Source organism: Solibacillus sp. FSL R7-0668, from assembly GCF_038006205.1.
GTDB lineage: Bacteria > Bacillota > Bacilli > Bacillales_A > Planococcaceae > Solibacillus.
Genome location: NZ_JBBOUU010000001.1, coordinates 2827336 through 2846262, shown reverse-complemented (window position 1 = coordinate 2846262; position 18927 = coordinate 2827336). Strand labels below are relative to the sequence as shown.

Genomic DNA, 18927 nt, shown 5'->3' with positions numbered 1-18927 from the left:
CAAGGGGGATGTACGATGGCGATTCGAGATTTATTTTCAATTAATCGTAAAAAAAATAATGAAAATATGACAAATAAGACAGATGAAAAGTCATTTCCAGAAGGTATTGTAACAAAATGTCCGAAATGTAAAGCAATCCATGTCACAAAGGAACTAGAGAAAAATTTAAAAGTGTGCATGAAATGCCAGCATCATTTTACGCTGAATTCACAAGAGCGTATGGCCATTTTTATCGATGAGGGTTCTTTTAGATCCATGGACGATCATTTACAAACGATTAATCCGTTACAATTTCCGGCATATGTCGAAAAAATAGAGGTCGACAAAAAGAAAACCGGCTTAAATGAAGCAGTATTGACGGGTGTTGCCACATTAAAGGGTATGCCAGTCGTTGTTGCGGTAATGGATTCTACGTTCCGAATGGGCTCTATGGGTTCAGTCGTTGGTGAAAAAATTACGCGCGCAGTAGAAAAAGCAACAGAATTACGTGTGCCATTTATTATTTTTACTGCGAGTGGCGGTGCGCGTATGCAAGAAGGTGTGTTGTCGTTGATGCAAATGGCTAAGACTAGTGTAGCACTTAAACGACATAGCGAAGAAGGCTTGCTCTATATTTCGATCTTGACACATCCGACAACAGGTGGTGTATCAGCGAGTTTTGCTTCCATTGGCGATTATAATATTGCAGAGCCGCAAAGTTTGATTGGATTTGCAGGACGCCGTGTTATCGAACAAACGGTACGAGAAAAGCTACCGGAAGATTTCCAAACAGCGGAGTTTTTACTGGAGCATGGTCAATTAGATGCGATATTTAACCGCGCTGAGATGCGTGACAAGGTGGCAACGATTGTGAAGTTACACGTAAAAGGAGGTGTTTCGCATGTCTAAATTAATGGCGTTTGAAGAACCAGTTGTAAAATTACGAGAAAAAATTGTGGAGTTAAAGACCATTGCCATGGAAGCGGATGTTGACATGAGCGGCGAAATCGAAAAGCTCGAAACACGTTTACAGGAGCTTGAAAAATCAGTATATGCCAATATGGAGCCTTGGGACCGTGTGCAAGTAGCACGTCATGCAGAACGTCCAACAACACTTGATTATATTGCGCATATTTTTGAGGATTTCATCGAATTACATGGCGATCGTACATTTAAGGATGATGCCGCAATTGTCGGGGGCATCGCGTCCTTTAATGGTCAGCCAGTTACGATTATCGGTCATCAGCGTGGGAAAACGACGAAGGAAAATATTCGTCGTAATTTTGGTATGCCCCATCCAGAAGGCTACCGAAAAGCGCTTCGTTTAATGAAGCAGGCTGAGAAATTTAACCGTCCGATTATTTGCTTGATTGATACAAAAGGCGCGTATCCAGGAAAAGCGGCCGAGGAACGTGGGCAGAGTGAGGCCATTGCTCGTAATCTATTTGAGATGGCTGGGCTGCGCGTGCCGGTTATAAGTGTTGTCATCGGGGAAGGCGGCAGTGGTGGTGCATTAGCACTTGGAGTCGCCAATAAAATATTGATGCTCGAAAATTCGACGTACTCTGTTATTTCTCCAGAAGGTGCCGCATCAATCTTATGGAAGGATGCAACCTATGCGAAACAGGCTGCGGAGGCTATGAAGATTACGGCTCCTGATTTGAAGAAATTAAATGTTATTGATGACATTATTCAAGAAGTTGCAGGCGGTGCACATAAAGATATACTGAAGCAGGCTCATTTTATGAAGCAAGCATTAGAACTTCATTTAAGCGAATTAGTAAAACTAACACCAGATGAGCTAATAGAAAATCGTTATACAAAATTTAAAAATATCGGTCAGTTTTCAGAATAAACTTTCGACTGAACGCACGATTTGAGGTGGAAGAATGCATGAAAGCGCATTCTTTCATTTTTTTATTAAGATTATATTTTTTGTTTTCCAGAATAGTTACATATAGACCATTTTTCTGTTAATGTGAATAGTATGAGACAAGTAGGAGGAAAATAGAGAATGAAGAAGATTGCGGTATTAACGAGTGGTGGAGACGCACCTGGTATGAACGCTGCGATTCGTGCGGTTGTTCGTAAGGCACGTTTTCATGGAGTCGAGGTAGTAGGTGTATCTCACGGTTATGAAGGATTGTATAACGGCAATTATGAGCTTTTAGATATTGGTTCAGTTGGCGATATTATTCAACGTGGGGGCACGAAGCTATTCTCTGCTCGTTTTCCAGAATTTAAAGAAGACCACTATCAATTTGAAGCTATTGAACGCATGAAAAAAGATGACATCGAAGGGCTTGTTGTTATTGGTGGAGACGGTTCTTATCGCGGTGCCATGCAGCTTACTGAAAAAGGTTTCCCTTGCGTTGGGATTCCAGGCACAATTGACAATGACGTACCAGGAACTGAATATACAATCGGCTTCGATACGGCATTAAATACAGTTGTCGAATCAATCGATAAAATACGTGACACAGCAACAAGCCATGAAAATACGTTTGTTATTGAGGTAATGGGACGTGATGCAGGGGATATCGCATTATGGGCTGGACTAGCGGCAGGTGCGGAATCGATTTTAATTCCAGAAGAGTCCCTTGACATAGAGGACATCGTGACACGTTTAGAGCGTGGTGCGGCGCGTGGTAAGCGTCATAGTATCATTATCGTGGCAGAAGGTGTTATGAACGGGCATAAATTAGCCAAGCAGCTTGAAGAACGAACAGGTGTCAAAATTCGTACATCGGTTTTAGGACATATCCAACGCGGTGGTTCACCCTCTGCACGAGACCGTGTATTAGCAGGGCAATTTGGAGCAAGAGCTGTAGAACTTTTACTTGAAAATAAAGGTGGACGTGCAGTTGGTGTCAAAAATCACCATATTATCGATTATGATTTAAAAGAAGCATTTGAATCCAAACACGAGGCAGATTTAAGTCTGTATACATTATCAAAAGAACTATCAATCTAAAGTGTAAAAAAACGGAGATGACAATATTATGAGAAAAACAAAAATTGTTTGTACAATCGGTCCTGCAAGTGAATCACCAGAAATGTTAGACAAATTAATTACTGCTGGTATGAATGTAGCACGTTTAAACTTTTCACACGGCAATCATGAAGATCACGCGATTCGTATTGCAGCGATTCGTGATGCATCCGAGCGCATGAAAAAACCAGTCGGCATTTTATTAGATACAAAAGGTCCTGAAATTCGTACGCATACTATGGAAAACGACGAAGTTCATTTAGTAACAGGTCAAGTAATTGACATTTCAATGACAGAGGTACTTGGTAACGCATCTCGTTTTTCCGTAACATATGATCAGTTAATTGAGGATGTAGACCAAAATGATGTCATTTTATTAGATGATGGTTTAATTGAATTACGCGTTTTAGCAAAGGATTTAGAACAAGGTTTAATTCATACAATCGTTGAAAATGCGGGGATTTTGAAGAATAAAAAAGGTGTCAACGTTCCAGGCGTTTCTGTTAAGCTACCAGGAATTACAGAAAAAGATGCTGCAGATATTTTATTCGGTATTGATCAAGGGGTAGATTTTATTGCTGCGTCATTTGTTCGTACAGCCAAGGATGTATTAGAAATTCGTGAGCTATTAGAGCAAAACAATGGAAGCCATATTCAAATTATCCCGAAAATCGAAAACCAAGAAGGTGTAGACAATATTGATGACATTATCGAGGTGTCAGATGGATTAATGGTTGCACGTGGTGATTTAGGGGTAGAAATTCCAGCCGAAGAAGTACCACTTGTCCAAAAATCATTAATTAAAAAATGTAACCAAGTAGGTAAGCCTGTTATTACAGCAACGCAAATGTTAGATTCGATGCAACGTAATCCTCGTCCAACGCGTGCTGAAGCATCAGACGTAGCGAATGCAATCATGGACGGAACAGATGCGATTATGCTTTCAGGTGAAACGGCAGCAGGGCTTTACCCAGTAGAATCTGTATCGACAATGAATAAAATTGCAGAGCGCACTGAAAATGCATTAGACTATCGTCAAATTGTATCGACACGTAGCCGTGAAAGAGAAGCTAATATGACAGAGGCAATTTCACAAGCAGTGGCATTCACGTCTATTAATCTAGGGGTAGCAGCTGTATTAGCGCCAACAGAAAGCGGTAATACAGCAAAAATGATTGCTAAATATCGCCCAGGTGTTTCGATTATCGCCGTAACAAGCCAACAATCAACGGCACAGAAACTAACACTAGTGTGGGGCGTAAAACCAATTTTAACGCACCGTGTCACAACAACGGATGAAATTTTAGAGCTTTCTGTAGATGAAGCACTTAAACATGAATTTGTAAGTCATGGCGATGTTGTGATTATTACGGCGGGTGTACCAGTTGGTGAAGCGGGTACAACAAACTTAATGAAGGTTCATATAATTGGCGACTTATTAGCACGCGGGCAAGGAATTGGTAAAGCATCGGTAGTCGGAAAAGCAATCGTCGCGAAAAACGCTGGGGAAGCATTAGCTTATGATACAGAAGGAGCGATTATCGTAACAGTCGGCTCTGACCGTGAAATGATGCCAGCCATTGAAAACTGCGCCGGTATTATTACTGAAGAGGGTGGTTTAACCTCACATGCAGCAGTAGTTGGCTTAAGTTTAGGGATTCCAGTTATCGTTGGCGTAAAAGAAGCAACAACATTAATTCGTCATGGTCAAGAAATTACGATGGACGCAGAAACAGGCGTCATCTATAAAGGTCATGCGAGTGTACTTTAATAGATAAAAGTAAAGGGGAGTGTCCGAGAAATATTACTGGGACATTCCCTTTGTTTTGAAACTTTTTTGGTGGAGATTCGTATAAAATAGTAAGAGGGGGACAAGTGATATGAAAAAGTTATTATGGGGACTATTAGCGCTAGGCTTTGCAGAAATTGCTTTGTTTATCATAATCGGCAAAGCAATCGGCGTTTTCTATACATTACTATTAATTGTACTCACTTCTGTAGTGGGTGTGTTTATTGCGAAACAGCGCGGCATGAAATCGTATAAAGATATTCAAAAAAGTATACAGCAAGGTCAACCACCTGGTGTTGCCATGATTGAAACATTTATGATCTTCATTGGTGGGATGTTAATGGCATTCCCGGGCTTTATTACAGATGTTATCGGTTTGTTATTTGTGTTAGGCATCACGAGAAATATATTCAAACCATTAATCTTCTATTTCTTGCGTAAAAAGATGAAAACTAGCAATGTTATCATCGTACAAAGATAGGATGTTGCTTGAATTTAATGGCTACCATTAAAAACAGTGGGCTTAATATGATGCCATAAATACCAAATAGTAAAACAGAGGCAGCGCTGATGATGAATGTATGAATCATACGTAAATGGAATGTATGACTCCACAGCATCGATTCGGTTAGCTGCCTTATAATTTGCACGAAAATATAGAGCGCAATAATAAGTGTAGCGATCATAGGCTGTCCGACAATGAAAAAATAAATGGAAATGGGTATTAAAAAGATTCCAATTCCTAAAAACGGCAATGAATCAGCAAAAGCAATCAAAAAGGCTTTCATTAAAAAGGCTTCAAATTGTAAAAAATAAAATCCGATGCTAAGTAAGATGAAGGTTAACGTAAATAGCTGTATTTCGACGAGTAAAAAATAGCTGATTAATTGCATCGCTTTTTGAAAGTAACGAGACCAGTTTGTGCGATACATGGCTGGAATATAAGCGAAAAACCAAAGCCGATTTCGATTGCTTTCAAATAAAGCAAAGTAAAAAGTGACAATGAATATAAGCAATTCAAAAATGGAATGCAAACTATTTTTGATGAAATCCACCATAAAGAACATCAATTCATTGAGTAGCCCTGAAAATTTATCAAGAATCAGTGGGAATAATGGATGCGCATCATAGTTTTTTTCTAAGAGGTGGATGGTTGATTGTAGGTTCGGTAGTAGTGTAAATAAACTATGTAAAATTAGAAAAATGACGGCACTTATGACAGTAAATAGAAAAATAGATAGCACAATGACAACAATGAAAAATGGGAGATGGAGAATTCGCTTGAAGTATTGGAAAATAGGGAAAAATAGATAGGCAAAAAATAGGCCGAAAATTATAGGTGGAATGAAATAAAACAGGATAATATAGAGTAAAAAAACACCTATATGCCTAATTTTTAAAAGCCATTGTGTTTGATTTTTTTTGTTTTCTATGCTAATCACTCCTAAAATATGCCGTATATATCTCGTTGAAAACATTAAATTCTCTATAAAACGTAAATTCTATTAGATATTCGTTTTTTTCTTAAAATCGAACTATTCCATTCACAAAGCCGTCAAAATTGATTATAATGAGTTATGTAAGCGATTTACTTATAGGTTCATTGAGCAGAACAGTATGAGTGTAGTTCTTTTTAATGCTAGAAAAAGAAAGCACTTACAAAACTATTATATTAAGTGAAGGAGCGATTTTTTTATGTCAGCAACTAAAGGTTTAGAAGGTATCGTAGCAGCGGAATCAAAAATTTCTTCAATTATCGATGATACACTAACATACGTGGGGTATGGTATCGATGATTTAACTAACAATGCAACATTTGAAGAAGTAGTATTCTTATTATGGAATACACGTTTACCAAACGCTGAAGAATTAGCGAACTTAAAAGCTGAATTAGCAGCAAATATGGAAATCCCAGCGGCAATTACTGATTTATTTAAATCTATGCCATTAAACACAGTACACCCAATGGCTGCATTACGTACAGCTGTATCTATGTTAGGTGCATTTGACGAAGAAGCAGACGTTATGGAAACAGAAGCAAACTACCGTAAAGCAATTCGTTTACAAGCGAAAATTGGTACAGTAGTGACTACTTTTGCACGTGTACGTCAAGGTAAAGAACCAGTAGCTCCAAAACCTGAATTAGGTTATGCAGCGAACTTCTTATATATGCTAAAAGGTGAAGAACCAGCAGCAATCGAAATTGAAGCATTCGACAAAGCGTTAATTTTACACGCTGACCACGAATTAAATGCTTCTACATTCACAGCTCGTGTATGTGTAGCTACATTATCAGATGTATATTCTGGTGTAACTTCAGCTATCGGCGCTTTAAAAGGCCCATTACACGGTGGAGCAAACGAACAAGTTATGAAAATGTTAACTGAAATTGGTTCTTTAGATAACGTTGAAACTTGGGTACAAAACAAACTAGACAACAAAGAAAAAATCATGGGCTTCGGTCACCGCGTTTACCGTGGTGGAGACCCTCGTGCACCTCACTTACGCGTAATGTCTGAAAAGTTAACTAAGTTAACTGGTAAACCAGAATTATACGAAATGTCAGTGAAAATCCACGATATGATTGTTGAGCAAAAGAAATTACCTGCAAACGTAGACTTCTTCTCAGCATCAGTATATGATTCTTTAGGTATCGAGCATGACTTATTCACACCAATCTTCGCAGTATCTCGTACTTCTGGTTGGGTAGCGCACATCTTAGAACAGTATGCAAACAACCGCTTAATCCGTCCACGTGCGGAATATGTTGGTCCAGATATGCAAAAATACGTTCCAATTAACGAGCGCTAATTAAAAAAGTATGTTAAAATATCTAGGACTGTGAATTGACACAGTCCTAGATTTATGATTATTAGGAGGCAATTTCCAATGACTAACAAAATCGTAGTTGAAAACGGTAAACTTATCGTTCCAAACAATCCAGTAATCCCTTTCATCGAGGGTGACGGCATCGGTCCAGATATCTGGGCAGCAGCTTCTCGCGTAATTGACGCAGCAGTAGAAAAAGCTTATAACGGTGAAAAGAAAATCGAATGGTTAGAAGTTTTAGCTGGTGAAAAAGCATTCAACAAAACTGGTGAATGGTTACCTGCAGAAACTTTAGAAAAAATCAACGAATACTTAATCGCAATCAAAGGTCCTTTAACAACTCCAATCGGTGGCGGTATCCGTTCACTTAACGTAGCTTTACGTCAAGAGTTAGACCTATATGTATGTTTACGTCCAGTACGTCACTTTGACGGTGTACCTTCACCAGTTAAACGTCCAGAAGATGTTGATATGGTAATCTTCCGTGAAAACACTGAAGATATCTATGCTGGTATCGAGTACAAAGCTGGTTCTGACGAGCAAAAGAAATTATTAGCATTCTTACAAAACGAGCTAGGCGTTAACAAAATCCGCTTCCCAGAAACTTCTGGCTTAGGGATCAAACCAGTATCTAAAGAAGGTACTGAGCGTTTAGTGCGTTCTGCGATCGAATACGCTATCTCTCACAACAAACCATCTGTTACTTTAGTACACAAAGGTAACATCATGAAATTCACTGAAGGTGGATTCAAACAATGGGGTTATGATGTAGCTGAAGCTGAATTCGGCGACAAAGTATTCACTTGGAACCAATATGATGCAATCAAAGCTGAAAAAGGTGAAGCTGCTGCTAACGAAGCACAATCTGCTGCATTAGCTGCTGGTAAAATCTTAGTTAAAGATTCAATCGCTGATATCTTCTTACAACAAATTTTAACTCGTCCAAACGAGTTCGACGTTGTTGCAACAATGAACTTAAACGGTGACTACATCTCTGACGCATTAGCTGCTCAAGTTGGTGGTATCGGTATCGCACCAGGTGCTAACATCAACTACTTAACTGGACATGCTATTTTCGAAGCTACTCACGGTACTGCACCTAAGTATGCTGGTCAAGATAAAGTAAACCCATCTTCAGTATTATTATCAGGCGTATTAATGCTTGAGCACTTAGGATGGCAAGAAGCTGCGGACTTAATTACTGCTTCAGTTGAGAAAACAATCTCTTCTAAATATGTAACTTATGACTTCGCACGTTTAATGGATGGCGCTACAGAAGTTAAATGTTCTGAATTCGCTACTAAATTAATCGAAAACTTCTAATTAAAGCTTATTTTTTGCCTATTTATGTGAAATTATGAACAAATTATTTGATTTAGAATAATATTGTGAACATAATAAATCATTTTCTGGTAATGATTGACTTTACTAATTATTCATACCAAAATAAATAGTAACAACAAAAGGGAGAGACTTCGTGTTTTCTCCCTTTTTTGTACCAAAAAGTGGAGAAAATGAATAATGATAAAAGGAGCGATTCGAATGGTATTAAAACGTAAAAAGATTGCCGTTATTGGTAGTGGGTATACAGGCGCAACAGCAGCCTTCATCGCCGCACAAAAAGAATTAGGCGATGTCGTAATTTTAGATCTACCGGCAGTAGAAAATCCGACAAAAGGGAAAGCACTTGATATGTGGGAAACAGCACCGATTCAAGGCTTTGATTCCTACGTAAACGGGACTTCTAATTATGATGATATCGCGAATTCAGATATCGTCTTAATTACGGCAGGTGTTGCACGTAAGCCTGGAATGAGCCGAGATGATTTAGTTCAAATCAATCAAGGCGTTATGAAAGCTGTTGCAAAAGAGGTGGCACGTACTTCACCAAATGCAATCATTATCGTATTAACAAATCCAGTTGATGCCATGACGTACACAGTATTTAAAGAATCAGGCTTCCCGAAAAACCGCGTTATCGGTCAATCAGGGGTATTAGATACTGCGCGCTTCCGAGCATTCATTGCAGAAGAATTAAATGTATCCGTAAAGGATATTTCAGCGCTCGTTTTAGGGGGGCATGGGGATACAATGGTGCCTTTAACACGACTTGCAACAATTGGTGGTGTACCATTAGAAAGCTTAATCCCTGCCGAACGCTTAGCAGAAATCGTGCAACGTACACGTGTAGGTGGCGGTGAAATTGTTAACTTACTTGGTAATGGTTCGGCCTATTATGCGCCGGCAGCAGCTATGGTCGAAATGGCCGAGGCGATTTTAAAAGATCAAAAACGCATTTTACCATCTATCGCATACTTAGAGGGCGAATATGGCTATGAAGGAATCTATCTAGGCGTACCGACCTTGCTCGGTGCGAACGGCATTGAAAAAATATACGAGCTAGAGCTAACAACAGAAGAAAAACAAGCGTTAGATAACTCCGCAGATGCAGTGAAGGATGTTATGAAGGCGTTAGTGTAAATGAAAAGCGGCGAGGCTATTAGGTGAGCATCTAATAGTTACGCCTTTTTTAATATGTTTCAACAATTGTACTTTTCTAAAAAAGTTGATACTATGAAGGAGACGCTTTGATATACTGTATTTCAAAGATACGTGTCACTGCCAGACAAAGGAAGGCATTGATTTGAGATGGGGGTTTCAAATCAATCTTGGAGGATTTAGACATGACGAAAACGGTTTTAGTAGTAGAAGATGAATTGCCAATTGCAACATTATTGAAATATAATTTAGAGCAAGCTGGTTTTGAAGTTTTGCTTGCACATGATGGTCAGACGGGGCTTGATACAGCTGTTGAAAATACACCGGATATCATGCTGTTGGACTTAATGTTACCTAAGCTTGATGGTGTTGAGGTTTGTAAAGAGTTACGTCGTCTTCGTATTAATGTTCCGATTATTATGTTAACAGCACGTGATGATGAGTTTGATAAAGTGTTAGGCTTAGAGCTAGGTGCGGATGATTATATGACCAAACCGTTTAGCCCGCGTGAAGTGATTGCACGTGTAAAGGCTGTATTACGTCGTTTTTCTGGCCCGATTGTAGAAGAAGTAGCCGAACCGAGTGAAATTGTTTATTCGTTTGGCAATTTAAAAGTATACCCAGAACGTTTTGAAGCGTTTATTCATGAAGAATCATTAGAATTTACACCGAAAGAATTTGAGCTTTTAGTGTATTTATTAGAAAATAAAAATCGTGTATTAACGCGCGACCAATTACTTAGCGCGGTATGGAATTATGATTTTGCTGGCGATACACGAATTGTGGACGTCCATATTAGCCATTTACGTGATAAAATTGAAGAAAATAGCCGTAAGCCGTTATATATTAAAACGATTCGAGGATTGGGCTATAAATTTGAGGAGCCAAAAAAATAATGAATATTATGAAGAACCGTTTATTTTATTCATTTATTTTTGTCATCGGGTTAGGATTAGCTGTTCTAGGGTTGTTCATAGGGCAGCTTTTTCCTTTTTTTGCGGATGAATATTATACGATTGCAAAAGATGCCAATGTTGCACAACTGGAACAAATTATTAAGGATGAACAAATTGTATTAACAGACGATCAAAAACAAGCATTATTAAAGACATACACATCGGAAATAGATTCATCTGATTTTAGCGAACTAAAGATGAAGCTGTACATTACGGTGGCGACATTGCTTTTATTAGGGTTAATCATTATGGCATTGATGGCACATCGTGTAGCAGCAAATTTTATTACGCCTATTATTAATATTACGAAGACAGCTATTGAGCTATCGAAGGGAAACTATCGTGCTCGCGCTTTTGCGAATGGTCCTCGAACAGTAGTTGAATTGCGTAATTCAATCAATATTTTAGCACGCAATTTACAGGACATTACAAAAACACGAATGATTGAAGAAGAGCGCTTAAAAACATTGATAGAAAATATGGGAAGTGCGCTCATGATGATTGACCGTGAAGGCAATATTTCCATCGTCAATAAAAAATTTCAAAAGCATTTTGAATTGCCGACAGCACAATTAATCGGTAAAAGTTTTATGTCGCTAGGATTACCGAAGCAATTAGAAAAGTTTATCGATCACGTATTTTTAACGGAAATGCCCTATCGTCAGCAGCTTGTTATGGAAATCGGGGAAGAAGAATATAATGAGCAAGTGTACGGTGCACCGGTAGTCGGAGAGCATGGGCGCTGGCTTGGCGTTGTTATTGTTATGCATGATATTAGCGAGCTTGTACGGCTAGAACAAATACGAAAAGACTTTGTTGCCAATGTTTCGCATGAGTTACGAACACCAATTACGTCGATCAAAGGATTTTCTGAGACACTTCTAGATGGGGCATTTAAAGATGAGCAAATGCTGCTATCCTTTTTGAATATAATTCATGATGAAAGCAACCGCATTGAAGTGCTTGTCCATGATTTACTAGAGCTATCAAAAATTGAACGTCATGGCTTTGAATTAGACATCACGCCAACCAAACTACAGGATATATTAGTGCGCGTGGTTGATTTAACAAGTGCACAGCTTGAAAGTAAGCATATGCAATTTGATGTGGAAATTGAGCAGGATGCCATCATTTTAGGTGACTTCAATCGCTTAATGCAAATCTTTACAAATCTTATTAACAATGCCATCGCGTATTCAAAAGAAGAAACGACCGTCACATTACGAATTAGTGCGAATAGTGAGTACGGGATTTTTGAAGTAAGGGACGAGGGGCTTGGTATTGAAAAGGCTGAAATTTCACGGATTTTTGAACGCTTTTATCGTGTAGATCGTGCCCGCAGTCGTAATTCTGGCGGTACAGGGTTAGGCTTGTCGATTGTGAAGCATTTAATCGAAGCACATCAGGGGAAAATTCAAGTAACGAGTGAAGTTGGAAAAGGTACGAGTATGAAGGTATACTTGCCACTACAAAAATAAGCTTAACAATTCTTTTACAATACTGATATAAATACTTTATATTCGGGTGCTATTCTTTGTAGTAGAAACCCCCGTTTCAAAAGTAATGCATTAGTTGATGAATACGTATGATAAAAAGCTGTTCTCTATTGGAGAGGACGGCTTTTTTCCATGGATAAATAGTGCCATCCTTTTATACGGATGATGTTTACTGATTAACTGAAATTTGTGTTATATGAAAATTTTTGAAACTTTATGCTTGTTTCACTCGTAAATTAATTTGAATAAAAAAGAGTAGGAGGTTTTAACGATGAGTGTGAAGCGAACATTATTATGGATTGGCCTAATTTTATTTGCGATTATCGCAATCGTAGCTGTAACGACATCGTGGTATACGGTAGATGAATCCGAACAAGCGGTAGTCATTACGTTCGGACAAGCCGATGAAACCATTCAAGATTCAGGGCTACATTTTAAATTACCATGGCCGATTCAAACGGTAGAAGTTTTATCAAAGGAAACGTACAGTTTACAATTTGGGTATAAGCAAAATTCAGCTGGTGAATTAGAAGCATTTGATAAAGAAACAAAAATGATTACAGGTGACGAATACATTGTATTAACAGACCTAGTCGTACAATGGCGTATTGTGGACCCTAAGAAATATTTATTTAATTCTGCTGAGCCACGTACAATTTTACATAGCGCTACATCGAGTGCGATTCGTTCAGTTATTGGTAGCTCAACGATTGATGATGCCTTAACAGACGGGAAAGCAGAAATCGAGGCGAAAACGCGTGATTTATTAGTGTCGTTACTCGAAAAATATGATATTGGGATTAGCGTCGTTGGTGTCAAGCTACAGGATGTTGATGTACCGAATGAAGAAGTACGTGCTGCTTTTACAGCTGTAACAGATGCGCGTGAAATGAAGAGTACAAAAATCAATGAAGCGGAAAAATATAATAATCAACGTACAAGTGAAGCTGCTGGGGAAGAGAAGGCGATTTTATCGAAAGCAGCTGGGGAAAAAACAGCCCGTATCGAGCAGGCAAAAGGGGAAGTCGCCTTATTCAATCAGTTGTATGAAGAATATCGCTTAAATAAGGAAATTACACGTGAACGTTTAATGATTGAAACATTAGAGGCCGTGTTACCAAATGCACAAATATATATTATGAACGATGATGGTAGTAGTACATTAAAGTATTTACCATTACAACCAACACAAACGAATACTTCTACTGAAACGAAAAAAGAAGGAGGTTCGAACTAATGAGCAACGATAAAAATAATTTCGATGGCGATTTAGATGAATTTGTAAAAAAGTTATTTGGCAATAAGAAACAAGCAAAAACCGTACACGAAGTTCCTAAGGCAGAAACGAATGAAGAAGCACCCGTGTCGGAGGAAAAGCCTAAAAAAGCGGCGAAGCCGATAAAAAAAGATAAAAAGCCTGTAAACCTGAAACAATGGGGGGCATCTGCTGCAATTATTACTGCTGTATTTGCCATGCTCATCATTGTCTTTGCTAACCTATATGTCGTGAAGGAAAATGAGTATAAAGTCATTCGTCAATTTGGGGAAGTAGTCAAATATGAGACAGAACCTGGTCTTCACATGAAACTCCCATTTATTCAAAGTATTACAACATTACCACGTAATTTAATGACGCATGATATGACAGAAGAGGAAATTAGTACGGGTGACAAAAAGCGAATCATTATTGATAACTATACAATTTGGCGTGTAACAGACCCGAAAGCGTTAATTTCAAATGCAGGGCAATTGCTAAATGCGGAAAGCCGTATGGAAGAGTATATTTACTCGGCGTTACGTACGGAATTTGGTCAAACAGTTTATGATGATATCATTGACGAAGAGAACTCAAAGCGTGGTAATATTAATGATCGTGTAACAAAACGTGTCAATGAACTGATTACCGAAGCGAATTTGGGGATTGAAGTTGTCGATGTGCGAATTCGTCGTACCGATTTACCAGAGGAAAATGAGCAGGCTGTCTTTACACGAATGGTGTCAGAGCGTCAATCAATTGCTCAAAAGTATTTATCTGAAGGGGACGCGGAAAAGCGTAGTAAAGAGGCAGAAACAGATCAAAAGGTGCAGGTCATTATAGCGACAGCTAATAAAAATGCAGCAGTGATTCGTGCAGAGGGTGAAGCACAGGCTGCTGAAATTTATAATAATGCTTATTCGAAAGATCCAGAATTCTATAGCCTATTTAGAACACTAGAATCCTATAAGAAAACAATTGGTGATGAAACCGTTATTATTATTCCAGCGGATTCACCGTATGCAAAATTACTTTCTGGGCAGTTACAATAATATGAAAGGGCGGGCTGTCTAAAAAGTCGAAACTTTTTAGACAGTTGCCTCCTCATATATTAATTATCCGCTTGAGGCGGTGCTTCTGCGGTGGTCAGAATAAATTCTCACCATCCTCGGCGCAAAGGGAGTGTCCCAGAAATACTTCTCGGACACTTCCTTTTTTAACTTTATTTACCTTCATGAAATCTTCAAATAATATTACTGATTCATATTATTTTGCTGTTATAATAGGATTTACTTAATAGAAAAGGAGAATTCGACATGAGCAGAACAATCCAAAACACATTAATTGCTTTTATTATGGCGACCTCTGTTACTGCATTATATTTCCAATCGAATTTTCAGTTTATGAAGGCTGAAATTTTCCATATACCCGTATTATTTATCATCATTTTTATGGTAAGTTTATTTGTTGCAGAAGACGTTAGAAATTCATTCAAAAAGGTGCTTTGGTTTGAAAAACGCAAAGATAAGCGTCCGATTTGGCAAGTAGGGATTGGGATGATTTTTTATTTCGCACAAATTGGTTTTGTAGAAGTATTCGCGCGTGGCTTAATGCCATACGATTTAGCAGGCATGCCAATGTATGTAATCATTCCATTTTTAAATGCCTTTTTATTAACGGTCATTTTTGAAGAGGTTTTTTATGACCAAAAACGTGAACTAGTGGAGCAATTTAAGTTTAAGAAGTTAAAATAAGCGTATATTATGTAATGATAAAACGGAGCCTTTATTGTTTATTCGATTTGAATGGACGATGGAGGCCTTTTTATTTGAGAGAGCTGTTCCTGAAAGGTTTACTTATACTTTCGGTACAGCTTTTTTGATTCCTTTAGCAGTACTTTTATGATGGGAATATAAGATAATGGCATTAATGGGTTATATCTCACCGTTTATCTGAAAATTCTAAAATGTAGACCGAAAGTAATGTTGGTGTATAATGGATAAGTGTAGTATTAAGGGGTTATTTTTAAAAAATATGAAGTTATTAAATACCTATATTTTATTTTGTGTTAGGTATATTGGGGTGTCTATAGGGCATTTCCATGATAGCTGGTAGTGATGGAGGGATATTTTTGATTTTACTTGATAGTACATACATATCGCCACTTTTGTCAGAAACACTATATGAGAAAGACATTGTCATGTGCGATATCCAGCAACAAGTAATACTTGGACAACAATTTGTAGAGCAACAAGCTTTAGAGAAGATGTTTCAATCAGAGGAATTAATTATTATGAATTCTGAGGAGGCTTTTTACCTGTTAAATGAATTTCATAGTGAGGCAAATATAACGAAAATTGCCAATGTATTTAAGAACAAAGTTGACTTTAGAAAGCAATTGTCAAAAATTTATCCACAGTTTTTCTTTTTAGAAGCTTCGATGAACGAATTACCTCTCATTGATACTGAAAAGTTACCATATCCGGTTATTTTGAAGCCTTCGATTGGCTATTCAAGCGTGGGTGTTTACCGAATAGAAAATAAAGATGAATTTCAACGAGTACTTGATAATTTAGTGAATACGATGCAGTCGGGTAATGAAAATTACTCAACAAATGTATTAGATACGAATTCATTTATTATCGAAAGCTATATCGAAGGTCAAGAATTCGCTGTAGATTTATATTTTGATGATCAAAATGAGCCGGTTATACTAAATGTTTTCTCGAGGATGTTTAAAGACGAAAAAGATATGAGTGATCGCATTTATTATACAAGTAGGCAAATTTTATCTAATTATTTAGCTCCTATTACCGAGTTTATAGCTAGGCTGAATAAGTTATTTGATTTAAGAAAAATGCCCTTACATATTGAATTACGAATGCAAAATAATGGAGAATTTGTTCCGATTGAAATTAATCCTCTTCGATTTGCTGGAATCGGCACAACCGAGCTAGGATACTTTGCTTACGGTGTCAATCCATATCGTCATTTTTTTGAGCAAACAAAGCCGGATTGGCCACAGTTAATACAGGCAATGGACGATAAAATTTATAATTTTACATGTGCAGAATTTGATCATGATGTAAAAATCGATTCGACTTTCGTTATTTTGCATGAACAGTTAAAAAAGCAGTTTGACCATATTTTAGAATATCGCCATATTCCTTTTGAAAGTGGTACAACCTTTGCTGTTATTTTCTACAGCTGTGATTCACTTGAACAAAACAAACCTATTCTATCCTTGGACTTTATGTCGTTTGTCGAGAAAAAACCGATGCTAACAATTTAAAATACAAAATAGTAGGGAGTGAAAAGCTACTTGTTAATTCGGTAGCTACAAATGTTAAAAATAATAAATTCAGTAAAAATGAAAGTTTTATTAGGAATTTTAATTCCTATTCTTGTCGTAAGTGTTGTTTTTGGTTCGGTATTATTCTTCGTTTCAAGTAATTTAATTACGAGCCATATTATCCCGCAGTACAATCAAAATTTAGTTTTAAATATGGAAAAGTTCAGTGTATTATTTGATGAAGATACAATAAATAAAGCTAAAACAGATGAGGCAACATACAAGGAATTACAGCAAGAAATTACAGCATTTCAAGAAGAATTTAAGCTAGAAAGTGCCTATATTATGAGTAAGGTAGATGGCGAAGAAGTCATATTAGTATTAGGAAATACGGATGATTATTTAACGCCATTAGCATTTACACCTGATCAAGCAAAGGCATTAAACACACAGGATATGATTGTCAGTGAAATATATGAGGACGATTATGGGAAGCATAAATCAACGTTCTTACAAATTCCGGGAACAGATTCCGTGTTAGGTTTAGATGCTGATGCAGACTTTATTGATGAATTAAATAGTCTTTTAATAAAAGTTGTTATTGGGCTTTTAGTTGTGGCGGTTATTTTAGGTTCGATTATAGCAGTGATCATTTCCAAAAAGATTGTAACACCTTTAATTATATTAGCTGATCATACAGAAGTTGTTGCTGGTGGAGACTTGTCTAAAGAATTAGAAGTAAAAGGGCAGGATGAGATTGGCCGTTTAGCACAGAGTTTCGCACATATGCAATCTCAATTAAGAGAAACGATTGTGCATGTTACAGATACTTCTAACCATGTAGAAGAGGGCTCAACTACTTTAAAATTAAGTGTGGAGCAATTAACGGTTGCGTCTAATCAAGTTTCCGGTGCTATTCAAGAAATTGCATCTAGTACAGAGCTTATTACTTCAGGGGCGACACAAAATCTCGTAGCAGTACAGCAAATTGTTGGTCAAATTTCAGATATCTCTAATTTAACGCATTCGGTTTCAAATGAAGCGAGCAATGCAACGAGTGTAGCCACTCAAGGGAATGAAGTAATTCAAAAATCTGTTTTAGGGATTGAAGGCATCAATGAGACGGCTAAGCTGTCATTAGAAAAAACGCAGCAAATGAACAACCGTTCTACGGAAGTAAGTCAAATTACGAAGATTATCTCAAATATTTCAGACCAAATTAATTTATTAGCATTAAACGCAGCTATTGAAGCTGCACGTGCTGGTGAATATGGAAAAGGCTTTGCTGTTGTAGCAGATGAAATACGCTCTTTAGCAGAGCAATCCGCGAACTCAGCAAGCAATATTACCTCGTTAATTGACGAAATGCAAAAAGATTCAAATGAGTCTGTTATTGCAATGAATAATGTTGTGTCAAAAATTGAACAAGAAAGTAAAACGATTTATTCGGCTGGTGAAACATTTAATACGATTTCGAGCCTAGTGGATCAGATGAATAAAGAAATTCAAACAGTGACAATGACGATTCAAGAAATTTCAAGTGGGTCACAGCAAATACTTGAAACGACAAATGCTACAGTACAATCATTAGAAGCAACAAATGATCATTCACAAAGCATTGCTGCATCGGTGGAAGAGCAAACCGCTTCTTCTGAAGAAATGTTAAGTATTGCAACAGAGCTAAATACAATGATTATTAAATTAAAATCTCAAATTGATAAGTTCACAATATAGTTTTAAGGGACAAGCCTAGAGCATGAGGGATTCGTGCTTCTAGGCTTTTTCTTCTTTTTCCTACATTTATATTGGCATTTCAGTAAAACAATCGCTAAAGTAGAAG

General features: G+C 37.5%; 16 protein-coding genes. 15 read left to right on the top strand and 1 reads right to left on the bottom strand.

The features are described 5' to 3' along the window. Positions 1 to 15 precede the first annotated feature (15 nt). The 5 genes from accD (at position 16) to MKX47_RS14165 (ending at position 5241) form a co-directional block, all read left to right on the top strand. Positions 16 to 888, top strand: coding sequence for an acetyl-CoA carboxylase, carboxyltransferase subunit beta (gene accD, locus MKX47_RS14185; protein ID WP_340775382.1), 873 nt, complete (start codon positions 16 to 18; stop codon positions 886 to 888). Then, on the top strand, positions 881 to 1834 hold the full coding sequence (accA, locus tag MKX47_RS14180) for an acetyl-CoA carboxylase carboxyl transferase subunit alpha (protein WP_340775379.1): 954 nt from the start codon (positions 881 to 883) through the stop codon (positions 1832 to 1834). Before accD ends, accA begins: the two co-directional genes overlap by 8 nt. Before the next feature lie 159 nt (positions 1835 to 1993). Beyond that, positions 1994 to 2953: a 6-phosphofructokinase gene (gene pfkA / locus MKX47_RS14175; RefSeq protein WP_340775377.1), complete on the top strand. Its 960-nt coding sequence runs from the start codon at positions 1994 to 1996 to the stop codon at positions 2951 to 2953. Between the two features lie 28 nt (positions 2954 to 2981). After that, positions 2982 to 4742 (top strand): pyruvate kinase, encoded by a 1761-nt coding sequence (pyk, locus tag MKX47_RS14170; protein ID WP_340775375.1) that lies wholly within the window; start codon positions 2982 to 2984, stop codon positions 4740 to 4742. Positions 4743 to 4851: 109 nt separating this feature from the next. After that, positions 4852 to 5241: an FxsA family protein gene (locus MKX47_RS14165; RefSeq protein WP_340775372.1), complete on the top strand. Its 390-nt coding sequence runs from the start codon at positions 4852 to 4854 to the stop codon at positions 5239 to 5241. Here MKX47_RS14165 and MKX47_RS14160 read toward each other — a convergent pair. Beyond that, positions 5225 to 6238, bottom strand: a complete 1014-nt coding sequence (locus MKX47_RS14160) for an AI-2E family transporter (protein ID WP_340775370.1) — start codon at positions 6236 to 6238, stop codon at positions 5225 to 5227. The genes MKX47_RS14165 and MKX47_RS14160 overlap by 17 nt on opposite strands. A gap of 217 nt (positions 6239 to 6455) precedes the next feature. On the opposite strand from MKX47_RS14160, the gene citZ reads away from it, so the two are divergent. From citZ to MKX47_RS14110, 10 genes are all read left to right on the top strand, one after another. Further along, positions 6456 to 7571, top strand: coding sequence for a citrate synthase (gene citZ / locus MKX47_RS14155; RefSeq protein ID WP_340775368.1), 1116 nt, complete (start codon positions 6456 to 6458; stop codon positions 7569 to 7571). A gap of 78 nt (positions 7572 to 7649) precedes the next feature. Beyond that, positions 7650 to 8912, top strand: a complete 1263-nt coding sequence (icd, locus tag MKX47_RS14150) for an NADP-dependent isocitrate dehydrogenase (RefSeq protein ID WP_340775366.1) — start codon at positions 7650 to 7652, stop codon at positions 8910 to 8912. A 219-nt stretch (positions 8913 to 9131) separates the two neighbouring features. Then, entirely contained in the window at positions 9132 to 10070 is a 939-nt protein-coding gene (gene mdh, locus MKX47_RS14145) for a malate dehydrogenase (RefSeq protein ID WP_340775363.1), read from the top strand. Between the two features lie 203 nt (positions 10071 to 10273). Further along, positions 10274 to 10984: a response regulator transcription factor gene (locus tag MKX47_RS14140; RefSeq protein ID WP_340775361.1), complete on the top strand. Its 711-nt coding sequence runs from the start codon at positions 10274 to 10276 to the stop codon at positions 10982 to 10984. Next, a complete protein-coding gene (gene pnpS, locus MKX47_RS14135) occupies positions 10984 to 12522 on the top strand; it encodes a two-component system histidine kinase PnpS (RefSeq protein WP_340775359.1) in 1539 nt (512 codons plus the stop codon). Before MKX47_RS14140 ends, pnpS begins: the two co-directional genes overlap by 1 nt. A gap of 289 nt (positions 12523 to 12811) precedes the next feature. Beyond that, a complete protein-coding gene (gene hflK / locus MKX47_RS14130) occupies positions 12812 to 13777 on the top strand; it encodes an FtsH protease activity modulator HflK (RefSeq protein ID WP_340775357.1) in 966 nt (321 codons plus the stop codon). Continuing rightward, positions 13777 to 14847, top strand: a complete 1071-nt coding sequence (gene hflC / locus MKX47_RS14125) for a protease modulator HflC (protein WP_340775354.1) — start codon at positions 13777 to 13779, stop codon at positions 14845 to 14847. Before hflK ends, hflC begins: the two co-directional genes overlap by 1 nt. A gap of 264 nt (positions 14848 to 15111) precedes the next feature. Beyond that, the gene (locus tag MKX47_RS14120) at positions 15112 to 15549 is read left to right on the top strand and encodes a DNA polymerase I (RefSeq protein WP_340775351.1); all 438 of its coding nucleotides are present in this window, start codon (positions 15112 to 15114) and stop codon (positions 15547 to 15549) included. Between the two features lie 377 nt (positions 15550 to 15926). Continuing rightward, a complete protein-coding gene (locus tag MKX47_RS14115; protein WP_340775348.1) occupies positions 15927 to 17087 on the top strand; it encodes an ATP-grasp domain-containing protein in 1161 nt (386 codons plus the stop codon). Positions 17088 to 17138: 51 nt separating this feature from the next. After that, positions 17139 to 18821 (top strand): methyl-accepting chemotaxis protein, encoded by a 1683-nt coding sequence (locus tag MKX47_RS14110; RefSeq protein WP_340775346.1) that lies wholly within the window; start codon positions 17139 to 17141, stop codon positions 18819 to 18821. Positions 18822 to 18927: the final 106 nt, after the last annotated feature.